Genomic DNA, 14,214 nt, shown 5'->3' on the forward strand with positions numbered 1-14,214 from the left:
CCGGCTACTGCCCGCGCTTCACGATATCATAGGCAAAGAACTGCGAGTTCAGTCCGTTGACCGGATACCCGCTTACCGAAGCACTCGATACCACGATCTGCGGATAGAGATAAAGCCAGGTGCTTGCAGCGTCTTCGGCGATGATGCGGTTTGCTTCCTTCAGCTTTTCCACCTGCTCTTCTTCCGTGGCGCTCGCCTCAGCACCTGCAATCAGATCGACCACCTGCTGATTGTTGTAGCCCCAGTAGAAGTTCGGATTGCCGTAGAACACGATGTCGCGATGGTTCACGTGCTCCTGCAGCGTCGCCTCAAAATCGCGCGCCTGATAGATCTTCGTGTACCACTCGTTGGCGGTGATGATGTTGATGTTCACCTTTATGCCGACCTTTGCGAGCTCGTTCTGCACGAACTGGGCGACGATCGGATGCGGGTCGTAGTTCGGCGTGTCGAGCGTGAAGCTGAAGCCATCGGCAAAGCCCGCTTCGGCCAGCAGCTGCTTGGCGCTTTCCACGTCGTAGGCGTCAACATCGTTCAGGTCGACGTACCACGGGTCGGTCGGCGGCACGAACGAGCCGATCAGCGTGCCGTACTCGCCCCAGATGGAGTTCAGCAGCTGCTCTCGGTTGATCGCACGGGTGATCGCCTTGCGCACCTTGGTGTTGCTGAAGGGCTCGACGCGATCGTTGAAGGCCAGCACTTCCTTGGTCGTCGAAGCACCTTCCGAAACGGTGAAGGACGGATTGTCCTTGAACTGGGCAAGCGAGTCCGGGCTCTGCACGCTGGTGATGATGTCGACCGCGTTGGTCAGCAGCGCGTTGTTGAGAGCCGTGGCCTCGGTGAAGTAGGTGTAGGTCACGCCGCCGTTCTTCGGCTTTTCGCCCCAGTAGTTCTCGTTGGGAACGAGGCTGATGCTGGAGCCGCGACGCCAGGAGTCGAGCTTGTAGGGGCCGGTGCCGTCGGCTGCCGAGGTAAGGTCCGCGGCTGCGTCGTTGACGATCCAGACATAGGTGAGGTTATAGGGCAGCGAGATCGAGCGGCTTTTCAGGTGAATGACCACTGTGGCGTCATCCGGCGCTTCGATGCTCTCGATGTTGGCCAGGCTGTTCTTGCGCGAGCTCTTGGAGGTCTCTGCCGTCACGCGCTCGATGCTGTGCTTCACATCAGCAGCCGTCAGCGGATCGCCGGAGTGAAAGGTCACGTTCGACTTGAGCTTGATGGTATAGGTGAGGCCGTCCTCACTGACGGAATAATCCTCCGCAAGCCTTGGCTGCACAGAACCATCGTCCAGAAGCTGGAACAGGCCCTCATAGACATTGCCATTGAAGGCCTCGCTGATGCCCTGACCGGCACCGGCCGTATTGTCGAGGTTCTGCGGCTCATAGAGCGAGCCGATACGAATGGTGGCGTTCGGGTTTGCCTCCTGCGCCTGGGCACTGCCCAGCACCAGCATCATGGCCGTGGCAACTCCGGCACCCCAGCCAGCCCAACTCTGTCTACGCGTCATCTCATGTCTCCTTCGTGTCTTCCACCCCCGCGACCCGGCCAGAACCGGGCGCCAGACTATGTGGAGGTGAATGTAGTCATTTCCTCCGCGACCCGCGAGGCAAACAGGTTCTACCAGAAGCGGTTTTCGCGCAATCTCATTCTTCACGCAATTATTTGCCGGATAAAGTTTTTACCCGTTGTACGAGGCTTGCATTGAGCGTCATTGCCGCGGCTGCTTCGGCTCCATACATTGAGGCAAACGGGTGCGAACGGAGTCCGCGCCCCCACTCAAGCAAGTGTCGAGCGTGTCATGGTGAATATCGTCAAGAGGTCCAATGTGGTCGAAGCCTTCCTGCCCGGGCAGGGGCAGGGCAATGTAACCGCGCGGTCATCCGGTGCGAGCGTCGATCTTGCAAACGGGGCGCGCGAAAGCGGCATGACGCCACTCGAGCTCATGGATGCGGCCCTTGCAGGCTGCCTTGTGCTGAGCGTGCGGATTGCTGCCCGAAGCTTTGGCTTGCACGAAAGGCTGGCGTCGGTAAAGGTCGATGTGCAGCACGAAAAGGCGCCTGATCAGCCGTCGCGGATTGCCCGGTTCGATTGCGTCTTTGCGATAGACGGCGACTTTTCGGAAGAGGAGCGTCAGAGGCTCATCGATGAGGCGCACCGCATCTGCACCGTGGGCAATACGCTGATGAGCGATGTGGAAATCCGCGACGTGGCAGACATTCCGGCTGACGCCTAGAGGGGTAAGGCTCCGCATGGCGCGGAGCCTCCATGCTTAAACCGTCTTCAGGAACGCTTCAATTCCGGCTTCGGCAACTTCGCGGTCTTGCGCAGGGGTGCCGGAGGACACACCGATGCCGCCAACGACTTCACCGTTGACGATGACCGGAAGGCCGCCGCCAACAACCATCAGACGGCCGCCGATTGCCGAAGCGATGCCGTAGGCAGGAGCGCCAGGCTGGCTCGCGGTGCCGTAATCGTGCGTCGCCTTCTTGGCGCCAGCAGCGGTAAAGGCCTTGTCGATGGCGATCGTGGTGGAGGTCACCTTGCCGCCGTCCATGCGCTCGAACGCAATCAGGTTGCCGCTTTCATCGGTGATGGCGATGCACATCGGGACGCCAATTTCCTTGGCCTTCTCCGCCGCTCCAGCGATGAGAACCCGGGCATCCGCAATGTCCAGTCGCGTAATCTTCAGCATGTAACTTTCCTTCTTACAATGGATCAATGGTCGCGCTTAAGCCGAGCGACTAGCACACTATTTTGCCGAGGTCCCGCACCAGTTTGCGATAATCCCAGCGATGGCGGCGACGAAACGGACGTGATCCTCCGCGTCCACCCATTCATCACGGCTACCGTTCTGGGTGAGGTCGCCGCAAAGCGGCCCGAGTCCGATCGTCGGAATGCCTTTCTGGACGTTCGGCACGCGGATGTCGCTGCCCGTGTGCATCGGGTTGACCAAGGGCTCGCCGCCCGAAACGCCTGCAACCGCTGCAAACGCAGCCTCAACCAGGGGATGGTCGCGCGCGACTTCCGCCCCGGTAGTGCCAGCGTCCCAGATGATCTTCGGCGGGTTGTTGCGCAGCCACTCGTCGGCCTCTGCCGCCTCTCCAACCGCAGCCTCGATCTCGGCACAGACGGAACTCAGCTTTTCGTGCGGCGGGAAGGCAAGCGCTGCGCCGAGCGTGCATGTCTCGGCAATTCGCGAGAGACGCTTCGGATTGCCAGCCTCAATGTAGGACATCATCAGGTTGGTCGAACGGCCAACCTGTGCGTCAAGCGCGGGGTGCTTTACGCGCTCGGCACGTTCGGCGTCGAGCTTCTTCAGCGCGTCCCAGATGACGTAGGCCTTGTCGATGGCATTGATACCCTGATGCGCGAAGGCCGTCTGAAGCGGCTCTGTGGTGGGAGGCTGCTTGCCCTGGATGACAATGCGAAAGTCCACTTCGCCGGAGGTGAAAGCCTTCACCTCCTTCATGCCGACGCCGGATTCGGCCGGGTGGAGGTAGACGGCAGCATCTGCCGTCAGCCCTTCCTGCAAAAGCCGGTGGACGCCACGGGCATGGCGCTTCGACGGCGTATTGGCGATGTGGATGTCGCCCGCAGGCTGAAGCCCGAGCGAACGCAGCAGTTCGATCGCCTGCAGGCCCGCTGCAATGCCGGAAAGATCGTCCGCGATGCCCCAGCCATGCATCCGCTCGTCGACGATCTCTCCAGCAAACGGGTCGTGCTTCCAGCCAGTCTCCGCAGGGATAGGCTCGTTATCCGGGTGGGCGAAGAGGATCAGGCTGCGACCGCCTCCGGTTCCTTTGAGATGGGCGACGACGCTGCGTCGGGGCTGCGGATCAATGGCGATCTCGCCCGCAAATTCCTCAATCAGCTCGACGTCCGCCGGGCTGTAGTCATGCAGGGAAACGGTGCAGCCAAGAGCTTCCGCCGTGCGGGCGAACAGGTCCTTAACGGCATCCTCGCCGTCGCGTGCGCGCCTGATGTATTCGCGCAGCGAACCAAGGATAGCGTCCTTGTCGGCTTCTGCCCGGTTGCGGATGGTCTCGATCACGTCGTGCATGGTTTATCTCTATATGGCGATGGGGGCCGAGCGGCGGCGCAAGAGGCGCATTGCGCTGAAGGTGGTGTAGTCGAGCGGGTCTTCCTCGACCGGAGCGTCGCGCCCGCCGACGAAGAGGGTAACCGGTCCTGAAGCGGAGATGGCCTCGATACGGAACCAGGCCTGGCTTGCAGCCGGATCGGCAACGAGCTCCACCCGCGTCTCATCAAGGCCAAGGCCGGCGAGCGCTGCGGCAGTGACGACGTTGAGGTGGCCGGGGAAATGCAGCGCGATTTCGCGTGCGCTTGCCTCAAGGAAAGGTGTCGCAACCTGCACTGAGGTTACTGGCGCAAATCGCTCGGCTCCCATCTTCTGCCAGCGCTGGAGAGGATAGCCGACGGTGACATTCACGCGGGAAAGACCGTTCTCCCGCCCCGCCGCAAGAAAGCCGATCGAGCCGAGCGCGCCCGCAGGCACCTCGATCCGGCCGGGGCCTCGCTCTGCTGCCTCTCTGAGCAGCGTTTCGGCGGCCGGATCAGCGAAGGCGCCCAGCGACAGCGGAATGATGTCACATCCAGTGGCGAGCAGCTTCGGTGCGCTTGCAGCGAAGGTCGCGGGAGAAGCGCATTCGACTGCAATGCTGGGTCCTGCCGCGATGAACGCATCGAGATCAGTGCAGAGTGTGACGCCTGGAGCGAGGCGGCGGGCTTCCTCAAGCTGGCGCTCGCGAATGAGAAGTGCGGCGAGGCGAGGACCACTTTCGGCCGCAGCAAAGCGCTCGGCCAGCCTCCGGCCAATCGGCCCGAAGCCGATGATGCCGAGAGACTCGCTGCGGGCTGTCAGAGTAACCTGATCCCGCGCGGTCGGCGCGGGATCATATTGGCTGAACGTCATAACGATTTTCCTGCCAAGGGCCTTACGCCGGGCCGGGTCCCTTGATGGCAAAGAGTTCTTCCTCGATGGTCAGAACGCCGTACTTGGCGAAAAGGTCGTCATAGTATCCAGACTTGCGCAAGCTGTTCAGCGCTTCGACTGAAGCATCGGCGAGCTCCTTGCTGGCGAAGGCAAGGCTTGCCGTCTGCGGGAAAAGGCCGGAAACTGCTCGGTAGAATTCACCCTTGTCCTGAAGGAACTGCGCAGTTGCGTCGATCGAAGTCGCGGCATCGACTTGGCCGGCACGCAGCGCCTGGAAGGCCTCGGAGAAATTGTTGAAGACGCGCACTGTGATACCCTGCAGCCCAGCCTCCTTTAACATGGTGTCGACTTCACGGGTGCGCTTCTCCTCGATGCCGCCAAGCTCGACCCCCACGGCGAGGCCTGCCATATCCTCCCACTTCTCAATTTTCTTCGGATTGCCGTTAGGCACGATGAAGCTGATCGCAGCGCGCTCGTAAGGGATCATGTACATGAGCTTCGAGCGCTCTTCGGTCCAGTAGATGCCGGTGTTGATCATGTCCCAGCGTCCGGAAGCGAGGCCCGGCACCATGGTCGCAAACTCAACCTTCACATACTCGGGCGCCAGACCTAGGGCCTTGGCGAGCTCCTTGCCGAGTTCGATGCGCATGCCCTGGACCTCGCCAGCCGAATCCACGAACTGCAGGGGCGGCAACGTCGGGTTGGTCGACATCACGAGTGTGCCTGACTTGATGATCGCTGGAGGCGCAAGCCTAGCCTCGGCAAAGGCGGTGCGTCCCCCCAGGGCGAGGCTTGCACCGGTAGCTGCTGCGCCGAGCAGAACGCTGCGGCGCGTAGGTAACCCTGAGGCGAAGGCAGGCTTCAAAATGTTGTCTGTCATGGTCCTTTTCCCCTCGGGAAGCTTGATTGCTTCTCCGTAAATTATTTGTATTCGTACGGTATACCAGTTATATGCGAACTACAAGGGATAGATGCAGGAGGCGGGTATGGCGCGTACAGGCATGGTGCAGACGGTAACGGGGCTGGTCCCTGCCTCAGGTCTTGGCCAGACGCTGATGCATGAGCACATCCTGTTCGAGCTGACACCTGAAGCGCGACGCGTGAGGCCGGAGGAGGAGGTGGTCATCACGCTGGAAAACGTCTTCGACGTGACCTGGCGGCCGAACGACTTTCCCGGCAATCACCGCATGCAGGATGTCTCCGTTGCGACGCGGGAGGTCGAGCGCTTCCGCAACGCTGGCGGCGGAACGATCGTGGAAATGACCATCGGAGGCCTGAGCCCTGATCCGGAAGGCTTGCGGAAAGTGAGCCTCGCCACTGGTGTGCACATTATTCTCGGAGCCGGGTTTTACACGGAAGCCTATCAGGATCAGACGACACTCGCCCTCTCTGTTGAAGAGCTGACCGAGATCATGACAGCTCAGGTGCTGGAAGGCGCGTGGGGTACCGATGTCCGCTGCGGCATCATCGGTGAGATCGGCTGCTCATGGCCGCTGACGCCGTTCGAGCGCCGCTCGCTACAGGCCGCTGCAAAGACGCAACAGCGAACAGGCGCTTCGATCACCGTCCACCCCGGACGCCATCCGGACGCGCCCTTCGAGATCCTCGATATCCTGGAAGCGGCGGGGGCTGACCTCTCGCGCGTCATCATCGATCACATGGAGCGCACCTTCACCAGCGATGATCAGGTGGTTGCGCTGGCGCGTCGCGGCTGCGTCGTCGAATACGATTTCTTCGGTATCGAGCAATCGCAATACTGGCTTGGCATTGCCGATCTGCCGACCGACTGGATGCGCATCTATGCGATCCGAAGGCTGTTCGAGGAGGGGCTTTCCGACAATGTCGTCGCCTCCCACGACATCTGCACGCGTTCCCGCCTCCAGACCTACGGCGGGCATGGCTACAGCCACATGCTGCGCAACGTCATTCCGTTGATGAAGGATCGCGGCTTCGCCGACAGCGAGATCCACAAGCTGCTGGTGGCGACGCCTGCAAGGCTGCTGGCGTTCGTTTAGCTCATTTCAGTGTTTCACGGAAACGCGGAAATGATCTAAATCTTTGTTTTAGAACAATTCCGGACGGAAAACCGGTTCCCACTTTTCCTGGAATTGCTCTAGCGTCAGTCCGCAATCCCGATGTGCAGCCGTGCGAAGGCGATCAGGCTTTCGATATGGGCTCCGACTGCCTTGAAGCAGGCGTCGGCGTCCTGGCGCTGCAGCGCATCGATGATGGTGAGATGTTCGGCCGAGTCGGGCTTCAGGCGGTCCTGAAGCTGGCCGATCTCGAACAGGCGGGTTGTCGCGCGCAGCTTGCGCAGCACTTCCGCCATGACCTGATTCCCACAGTAATCGATCAGCAGGTTGTGCAGGTTGTCGTCGGAATCCCAGTGCGAATCGATGTGGTAGGTGGTTGCTGCCATCAACTCGTCGATCTCGCGGCGAACCTCGTAGAGCCTGCGTCCGGGGATGAACGGCATCGCCTGCACGCCGGCGTGCGGCTCGATCAGGAGGCGGAGCTTCAGGCTCTGGATATATTCACCGATGTCGACCTGGCGGACGACATAGTTGCGCCCGTCGCCCTTGTAGACCAGACCCTCGCCTTCAAGGCGCTGCAGCGCCTCGCGCAATGGGGTACGCGATACGCCGAGCAGTTCGGCAAGTCGGGCTTCCACGATGACGTGGCCGGCGCCAAGCCTGCGCCTGCGGATCATGTCGGAGACGGCTCGATAGGCCTGAGAAGCCAGCTTGTCGCCCTGTCTCGGGTTCTTGCCGCGATCGGCTCGATTCTCGGTCAAGGTCACGCTCGGTATCCCCCACTGCCCATGACAATCCGTCCTTGGGACTTTTCTTGCCTCGTTTCATCGTTCATAGCAACGGAGCGGTAATTGGATCGGATTGCGAAGCCATGATTGACAGTGTCGTGACGGAGAAGAGCCTCGCCGACGAGACTTACGAAACATTGCTCGAAGAGATTCTCTCGGCCCAGCTTGCCGGCGGCACTGTTGTGCAGGAGCGCCGTCTTGCCGAGCGTCTTGGCGTTTCGCGTTCTCCGATGCGCGACGCGCTCGGCCGTCTGGAAGGGCAGGGGCTTCTGGTCCGCAATGCCAAGGGCGTACTCATTGTGCGCGTGATCACGCTTGCCGATTACCTGAACAGTGTGGCGGTCCGCCTTCTGCTCGAGCCGGCTGCCGCGGCCCTGGCGGCTGAATCGATCGAAGCCGAGGAAGTCGCTCAGCTTGTGGAAATGCTGCAGGCGATCGACGCCGATCCGGATCCGGAACCTGCAACCGTCTGGGGCTTTGACGACTCGCTCCACGATGGAATCGCTATCGCGAGCGGCAACCCCTTCATGGCCGACACCATCAAGCAGATGCGCCGCTACACCACCATCTTCGAGCGGCAGCGCAAGCTCGCGCAACGCAAGCCCGGTCTCTCGGACCATCAGGCGATTCTCGAGGCGCTTGCCGCGCGGGATGCGGAGGCTGCGCGTGCCGCCATGGCGGCCCATCTCGATCAGATCCGCAAGAACGTGCTGGCCACATACTAGGGCAGGCGTTCCCTGTCGGGTGCGCTCCAAAGGCTTTTGTCTCCGCACTTCCCTGGCCGTCACGTGATCTCGCTTGACGGTGAAACTCGCTGGCAGCTCCACGCGGGCTCCCTTTCTGTCACCAATTTTGTTGTTCGTGAGAGCGTGAAAACTGCTTGCAAGGCTTCTCTGCTCTGTGTATAGAATTGGTATACCAAATGAATGCGATTGAAGCAAGCATTCTTAGGCTAAAACCAAGAGCAACAGTCCAGAGGGACAAGAAAAATGTTTCGCAAGATTTCATACGCCGCCGCTGTCGTCCTTGCCTCCAGCACCGCCGTACTGGCGCAGGACTGCACCCCGAAGGTTGCGGACTCCGAGCTGATCAAGTCAGGCACGCTCGTGATGTCGTCCAACCCGACGCTGCCTCCGCTGCAGTTCGTCGACTCGGCAGGTGAGCTCAAGGGCATGCGCGTCGAACTCGGCGCAGAGATCGCCAAGCGTCTTTGCCTGACGCCGGAATACGTTCGCATCGAGTTCTCCGCGATGATCCCGGGTCTCGCAGCTGGCCGTTGGGACATGATCAACACCGGCATCTTCTACACCGAAGAACGCGCCGCCATGATGCAGATGATCCAGTACGAAGCACAGGCGATCAGCGTCTCCGTCGCTTCCGGCAATGACGCGGTGAAGACCAAGGAAGATCTCGCCGGCCTGCGCATCGGCGTTGAGATCGGTGGTTTCGAAGAGACCAAGACGCGCCTGCTCGACGAAGAGCTGAAGGCTGCCGGCAAGGAAGGCCTCAAGATTCAGACGTTCGACAACTTCGCGCTCGCCTACCAGGCTCTCCGTGCTGGCCAGCTCGATGGCGTTGTCTCGATCGACGCCGTTGCCAAGGAATACGACAGCCGTGGCGACTTCCGCCGTGCGGTGAGCGGCCTCTACCCGGCTCCGGTTGCGTTCGCGCTCAAGAGCCCCGCGCTGGCTGACGCTGTTGCCGAAGTTCTGAAGGAAATGAAGGCAGACGGTTCGCTCGTTGCCCTCTTCGACAGCTACGGTCTGCCGATGCCTGAGTCCGACTACTCGGTGAAGGGTCCGGGCCGCTAAGCCAACCGCTTCCGCCAACCTGGATCGTTCCTGACTGATGCGAACGATCCAGTGATCGCTGAACCCGATCGCGGCGCCGGCCCGCCCGGCGCCCATCTCCCCGGCTTGAAAGGCTTTCCCCATGTCGATCTGGAGCTGGTCCGGCTTCTTTGATTATCTCGTCAATCCGTTCATTCTGGGCGGGGTCTTCACTACCATCTGGCTCACCTGCGTATCGTTGATCGCCGGTCTGATCCTTGGCTTCGTGATCGCGCTGATGCGCCGGTCTAAGTTCGCGCCCGTTCGCGGCGTCGCCTGGTTCTATGTCTGGCTCTTCCGGGGAACGCCGCTGCTTGTGCAGCTGATTGTCATTTACACCGCGCTCCCGCAGCTCGGCATCCGCTTCTCGGTGATTGAGGCAGCTCTCCTCGGCCTCGCCCTGAACGAAGCGGCATATCTTGCGGAAATCATCCGCGCCGGCATCGAGGCCGTGCCTGAAGGCCAGTCCCGCGCCGCTCGCGCCCTCGGCATGACCGAGCGCCAGATCATGCGCTACATCGTGATGCCGCAGGCATTCAAGGTCATCATTCCGCCGCTCGGCAACTCGGTCAACGGCCTGCTCAAGACCACTTCGGTCACCTCCGTCATCTCCATGGAAGAACTGCTGCGCCGCACGCAGGTCCTGATCCAGGAGAAGTTCATGGTGCTTGAGCTCTTCGCGGTCGCCGCCATCTATTACCTCGTGCTCACCACGCTATGGGACTTCGTCCAGCGGCGGATCGAGCGGCGCTTCGGCCAGTCGACAGCTCAGGTCGCCGTCCCGCACAAGCGCTAAATTTCAGACAAGGAATACGTCATGTCCAAGAAGTTTCGCGGTGTTTACACCGTGATGATCACCCCGGTTGACGCCGATGGCCGCGCCAACCTCGCTGCTCTCGCCGACTTCACCAACTGGCAGATCGAGCAGGGCATCCATGGCCTGATCCCGCTCGGCTCCACCGGCGAATTCCTGTCGCTCTCCGAAGAAGACTGGGATGCAGTTGCCCGCACCGTGATTGACACGGCTGCTGGTCGCGTTCCTGTCCTGATCGGTACCGGCGCGGAAGACACCCGCGAAGCCGTTCGCTTGAGCAAGAAGGCCGAAGCCTTTGGCGCCGATGGCGTCATGATCATCCCGCCGTTCTATTCGACGCCGACCGACGACGAGCTGGTCCAGCACTACAAGACCATTGCCGAGGCGATCTCGATCCCGATCATGGTCTACAACAACCCGGCAACGTCGAACGTCGACATGAAGCCGGAGCTGCTGGCGCGCATCGCCGAGATCAAGGGCTGCGACTACGTCAAGGAATCGACGCTCGAGGTTTTCCGCATCCGCGACATCATCCGTCTGGCAGGCAAGAACATGACGCCTTTCGGTGGCATCATGGGCTTTGAGTCCTTCGTCATGGGCGCTGAGGGCTGGGTGGCGGTTGCCTCCAACGTGGCTCCCGGACCGATGGCCCGCATCTTCGAACTCGCCGCTGACGAGAAGAAGTATGATGAGGCCAAGGCGCTCTATCTCGAGTGGCTGCCGATCATCAACGCAGTTGGCGGACAGGCTTATGTCGCAGGCTCCAAGTCGCTGCTGACCCACATGGGCTTTGCCGCTGGCAACCCGCTGCCGCCGCGCCTGCCGCTGCCGGCAGAAAAGGATGCCGAGATGAAGGCGCTGGTCGAGCGGTTCAACCTTCGCTACGCCCGCTGATGCAGGACTGAAATGATGCTGGCTCCGACACAACAAAACGCTCAGGCAACGATCTTCGTCGATGGCGTTGCGCATACCGTCGAAGCCGGCCTCTCGATCGCGGCTGCGCTGACGCAGTGTAGCCGCCCCGACTTTTCGACGGATGCCGCGGGCAAGAAGCGCGGCGTTTTCTGCGGCATGGGTGTCTGCCACGACTGCCTCGTGACGGTCGACGGACGCACCAGCCAGCGCGCTTGCATGACGCCGGTTGCCGATGGCATGCACATCGACCGCCAGCAGGCCAAGCCGGATATCGCTTCTGCTGAGGTTGCCGATCTTCGTGCGATACCGGAGACGATCGAGCAGCGCTCGATGGATCTGCTCATCATCGGTTCCGGCCCCGCGGGCCTTTCCGCCGCAATCGCCGCCGCATCCGCCGGCGCTTCCGTCACCATCGTCGACGAGCGTCACTCGGCTGGCGGCCAGTTCTACAAGCAACCGAACACCAGCTCGGCCCGCCGCGAACTAGAAGGCGACCGGCAGGCAAGTGATGGCGCAGCGCTGATTGCCCAGGCGCTGGCGCTTGGCGTCACCATCCTTGGCGGTGTAACCGTCTGGGGGGCTGCGCATGACGAGGATGGGCTTCCGGTCATCGGTTGTCTCGGACCTGATGGCGCTTTCTACTGCCATCCGAAGATGCTCATCATCGGCACCGGTGCATTCGAGCGTCCCGCGCCGATTAAGGGTTGGACGCTCCCCGGCGTCATGACCGCAGGCGCGGCCCAAACGCTTCTGCGCAGCTATGCAACGCTGCCCGGCAAGCGCGTCCTGATCGCGGGCAACGGTCCGCTCAACATTCAGGTCGCCGCCGAAATCGTCAAGGCTGGAGGCACGGTGCTGCAGCTTGTCGAACGTGCCGCCGCCCCTTGGACGCGTCCCGTAGAGTCGGCAGCGCTTCTGCGGCATGACCCGGCGCTCGCCATCAAGGGCATGAAGGAAATTGCCCGTCTCCAGCAGGCTGGTGTGAAGTTCGCCTGGCGGTCGGAAGTCACGGAAATTCACGGTGACGAGCGCGTTCGCTCGGTCACCGTTTCGGGACCGAAGGGCACCGCGACGCTCGAGGTGGACACGGTTCTGCTCGGCGGCGACTTTACCTCATCGAACGAACTTTCGCGGCTTCTGGGCTGCGCCCACAGCGTCCGGGAAGACGGGACCCTGCAGGCCGTCTGCGGTTCTGATGGTGAAAGTTCGCTGAAGCACATTCACATTGTCGGCGAGGCTTCTCGCTTCGGCGGCGCGCATGTCGCCATGGCCGCTGGCAGGCTCGCGGGCCTCGCGATCGCAAGGAAGCTCAGCCTGAAGGCAGAGCCCGACGCGGCGGCCGAGCGCAAGCTTTCCCGCGCCACGGCCTTCCAGGCTGCACTCTGGAAGCTCTTTGCGCCGACCACGCCTGAAACCTCTGTTTCTGACGCCACCATCGCCTGCCGTTGCGAGAGCGTTCTTGCACGAACGCTGAAGGGCACGGCTGATGCGAGCCCGCCCGACATTGCAACCTTGAAGCGTCTTACCCGCGCAGGCATGGGCCGCTGCCAGAGCCGCTATTGCAGCCGTACTCTGACGAAGCTTGCAGGCAAGCCGCTCAACGACACCAACGGTCTGCTTGCGCCGCAGATGCCGCTCCGCCCGATCCCGCTCGCGGCCCTTGCCCTCGAAAAGCCGGAATGGGGTGGCCACAAGCGCGCGCTGCTGCCCGAGCGTCCTCCGCTGCCCCACAAGGATCCGCTTCCGGTGAAGGAAGCTGCGACCGTGGTCATCGGCGGCGGCATTGCCGGACTTTCCACGGCGCTCTTCCTCGCCCGTGCTGGTCAGGATGTCGTCGTGCTCGAACGCGCCTTCCCGGGTGGTCTCGCATCGGGCGGTAATGCCGGCAGCCTTCACGCGCAGCTTCTTTCCTTCGACCATGGCGCCCGCGCAGAAGGCGGCGGCGGTGCTGCAGCGCAAACCCTGCCGCTCCAGCGCGACTCCATCCTGCTCTGGCAGCAGCTTCAGAACGAGACCGGCAAAGACTTCGAGATGAAGATCACCGGTGGTCTGATGGTTGGCGAGACCGAGGCGCATATGCGCTTCCTCGAGGAAAAGACCAGCGTCGAACGGCAAATGGGCATTGAATGCCATGTCATAGGCAAGGCTGATCTTGAAAAGCTTGAGCCCTCGCTGTCACCGCTGATGATTGGCGGCGCCTACTGCCCATTGGAAGGCAAGATCAATCCCTTGGTTGCAACACCTCATGTGATGGATGCAGCCATTGCAGCCGGTGCCCGCGTCTTCGACCGCACGGAAGTGCTCTCGCTTGAGAAGTCCGGGACGGGTTACACGATCACCACGTCGCGCGGTGTCATCCGCGCCGGCAAGGTTGTGAATGCGGCAGGTGCCTTCGCTTCACGCATCGGCGCGATGCTCGGCCTGAACGTGCCGGTGTTTGGCGCACCGCTGCAGATGATCGTGACGGAAGCGGCGGCCCCGGCGATCTCGCATCTCGTAGCCCATGCGGACCGTCACCTGACGCTGAAACAGGCGACGAACGGCAATTTCATCATCGGCGGCGGCTGGACGGCCGGGCTCGATCCGGTCCACAGCCATCCGCGCCCGATGTTCTCCAGCATTGAAGGTAATGTCTGGGTTGCGCAGCATGTGGTTCCGGGTCTGCGCAAGCTGCATGTCATCCGCACCTGGGCGGCCATGAACATCAATATCGACGGCGCGCCGATCCTCGGCGAGCATCCGGCCATGCCGGGCTTCTTCAATGCCGTCACATCCAACGGTTTCACGCTTGGCCCGATCGTTGGCCAGCTTACAGCAGAACTCATATGCGGCCGCGATCCGGGCCGCGATCTCACGCCCTATTCCATCGGGCGTTTTTAAGGAG

13 protein-coding genes are annotated in these 14,214 nt (G+C 61.7%); 7 read left to right on the forward strand and 6 right to left on the reverse strand.

The window, feature by feature from the left end:
* Positions 1–4: 4 nt before the first annotated feature.
* A complete protein-coding gene (locus tag IEX27_RS17400; protein ID WP_188722358.1) occupies positions 5–1,504 on the reverse strand; it encodes an ABC transporter substrate-binding protein in 1,500 nt (499 codons plus the stop codon).
* Positions 1,505–1,795: 291 nt separating this feature from the next.
* On the opposite strand from IEX27_RS17400, the gene IEX27_RS17405 reads away from it, so the two are divergent.
* Complete coding sequence (locus tag IEX27_RS17405; protein ID WP_188722359.1) at positions 1,796–2,230, forward strand: OsmC family protein; 435 nt, start codon at positions 1,796–1,798, stop codon at positions 2,228–2,230.
* A 36-nt stretch (positions 2,231–2,266) separates the two neighbouring features.
* On the opposite strand, the gene IEX27_RS17410 is transcribed toward IEX27_RS17405, so the two are convergent.
* Genes IEX27_RS17410 through IEX27_RS17425 form a run of 4 tightly spaced genes read right to left on the reverse strand, consistent with a single transcriptional unit; the run spans position 2,267 to position 5,831 of the window.
* Positions 2,267–2,689 carry a GlcG/HbpS family heme-binding protein gene (locus IEX27_RS17410; RefSeq protein WP_188722360.1) on the reverse strand — a complete coding sequence of 141 codons (423 nt, stop codon included), beginning with the start codon at positions 2,687–2,689 and terminating at the stop codon, positions 2,267–2,269.
* A gap of 57 nt (positions 2,690–2,746) precedes the next feature.
* Positions 2,747–4,057, reverse strand: a complete 1,311-nt coding sequence (locus IEX27_RS17415; protein ID WP_188722361.1) for a M20/M25/M40 family metallo-hydrolase — start codon at positions 4,055–4,057, stop codon at positions 2,747–2,749.
* 9 nt (positions 4,058–4,066) lie between these two features.
* Positions 4,067–4,930 (reverse strand): aspartate dehydrogenase domain-containing protein, encoded by an 864-nt coding sequence (locus IEX27_RS17420; protein WP_188722362.1) that lies wholly within the window; start codon positions 4,928–4,930, stop codon positions 4,067–4,069.
* 22 nt (positions 4,931–4,952) lie between these two features.
* Positions 4,953–5,831, reverse strand: a complete 879-nt coding sequence (locus IEX27_RS17425) for an ABC transporter substrate-binding protein (RefSeq protein ID WP_188722363.1) — start codon at positions 5,829–5,831, stop codon at positions 4,953–4,955.
* Between the two features lie 106 nt (positions 5,832–5,937).
* Between IEX27_RS17425 and IEX27_RS17430 the strand changes: the two genes are divergently transcribed.
* Positions 5,938–6,966, forward strand: a complete 1,029-nt coding sequence (locus IEX27_RS17430; protein WP_188722364.1) for a phosphotriesterase family protein — start codon at positions 5,938–5,940, stop codon at positions 6,964–6,966.
* Positions 6,967–7,070: 104 nt separating this feature from the next.
* Here IEX27_RS17430 and IEX27_RS17435 read toward each other — a convergent pair whose 3' ends face one another.
* The gene (locus IEX27_RS17435; RefSeq protein WP_244630429.1) at positions 7,071–7,745 is read right to left on the reverse strand and encodes a GntR family transcriptional regulator; all 675 of its coding nucleotides are present in this window, start codon (positions 7,743–7,745) and stop codon (positions 7,071–7,073) included.
* A 110-nt stretch (positions 7,746–7,855) separates the two neighbouring features.
* On the opposite strand from IEX27_RS17435, the gene IEX27_RS17440 reads away from it, so the two are divergent.
* From IEX27_RS17440 to IEX27_RS17460, 5 genes are all read left to right on the forward strand, one after another.
* A complete protein-coding gene (locus IEX27_RS17440) occupies positions 7,856–8,497 on the forward strand; it encodes a GntR family transcriptional regulator (RefSeq protein WP_188722365.1) in 642 nt (213 codons plus the stop codon).
* Between the two features lie 264 nt (positions 8,498–8,761).
* Entirely contained in the window at positions 8,762–9,583 is an 822-nt protein-coding gene (locus IEX27_RS17445; protein ID WP_188722366.1) for an ABC transporter substrate-binding protein, read from the forward strand.
* Positions 9,584–9,704: 121 nt separating this feature from the next.
* On the forward strand, positions 9,705–10,397 hold the full coding sequence (locus IEX27_RS17450; protein ID WP_188722367.1) for an amino acid ABC transporter permease: 693 nt from the start codon (positions 9,705–9,707) through the stop codon (positions 10,395–10,397).
* A 21-nt stretch (positions 10,398–10,418) separates the two neighbouring features.
* Complete coding sequence (locus IEX27_RS17455; RefSeq protein WP_188722368.1) at positions 10,419–11,309, forward strand: dihydrodipicolinate synthase family protein; 891 nt, start codon at positions 10,419–10,421, stop codon at positions 11,307–11,309.
* Positions 11,310–11,324: 15 nt separating this feature from the next.
* Positions 11,325–14,210 carry an FAD-dependent oxidoreductase gene (locus tag IEX27_RS17460; RefSeq protein ID WP_188722369.1) on the forward strand — a complete coding sequence of 962 codons (2,886 nt, stop codon included), beginning with the start codon at positions 11,325–11,327 and terminating at the stop codon, positions 14,208–14,210.
* Positions 14,211–14,214: the final 4 nt, after the last annotated feature.

The sequence above is a fragment of the Nitratireductor aestuarii genome, assembly GCF_014641695.1.
Lineage (GTDB): Bacteria > Pseudomonadota > Alphaproteobacteria > Rhizobiales > Rhizobiaceae > Chelativorans > Chelativorans aestuarii.

Excerpts from the sequence above, each read along its gene's own strand:
- IEX27_RS17440 (WP_188722365.1), top strand. The coding sequence starts at position 7,856 with ATGATTGACAGTGTCGTGACGGAGAAGAGCCTCGCCGACGAGACTTAC.
- IEX27_RS17450 (WP_188722367.1), top strand. The coding sequence starts at position 9,705 with ATGTCGATCTGGAGCTGGTCCGGCTTCTTTGATTATCTCGTCAATCCG.
- IEX27_RS17455 (WP_188722368.1), top strand. The coding sequence starts at position 10,419 with ATGTCCAAGAAGTTTCGCGGTGTTTACACCGTGATGATCACCCCGGTT.
- IEX27_RS17425 (WP_188722363.1), bottom strand. The coding sequence starts at position 5,831 with ATGACAGACAACATTTTGAAGCCTGCCTTCGCCTCAGGGTTACCTACG.
- IEX27_RS17460 (WP_188722369.1), top strand. The coding sequence starts at position 11,325 with ATGCTGGCTCCGACACAACAAAACGCTCAGGCAACGATCTTCGTCGAT.
- IEX27_RS17445 (WP_188722366.1), top strand. The coding sequence starts at position 8,762 with ATGTTTCGCAAGATTTCATACGCCGCCGCTGTCGTCCTTGCCTCCAGC.
- IEX27_RS17405 (WP_188722359.1), top strand. The coding sequence starts at position 1,796 with ATGGTGAATATCGTCAAGAGGTCCAATGTGGTCGAAGCCTTCCTGCCC.
- IEX27_RS17410 (WP_188722360.1), bottom strand. The coding sequence starts at position 2,689 with ATGCTGAAGATTACGCGACTGGACATTGCGGATGCCCGGGTTCTCATC.
- IEX27_RS17400 (WP_188722358.1), bottom strand. The coding sequence starts at position 1,504 with ATGACGCGTAGACAGAGTTGGGCTGGCTGGGGTGCCGGAGTTGCCACG.
- IEX27_RS17430 (WP_188722364.1), top strand. The coding sequence starts at position 5,938 with ATGGCGCGTACAGGCATGGTGCAGACGGTAACGGGGCTGGTCCCTGCC.
- IEX27_RS17420 (WP_188722362.1), bottom strand. The coding sequence starts at position 4,930 with ATGACGTTCAGCCAATATGATCCCGCGCCGACCGCGCGGGATCAGGTT.
- IEX27_RS17415 (WP_188722361.1), bottom strand. The coding sequence starts at position 4,057 with ATGCACGACGTGATCGAGACCATCCGCAACCGGGCAGAAGCCGACAAG.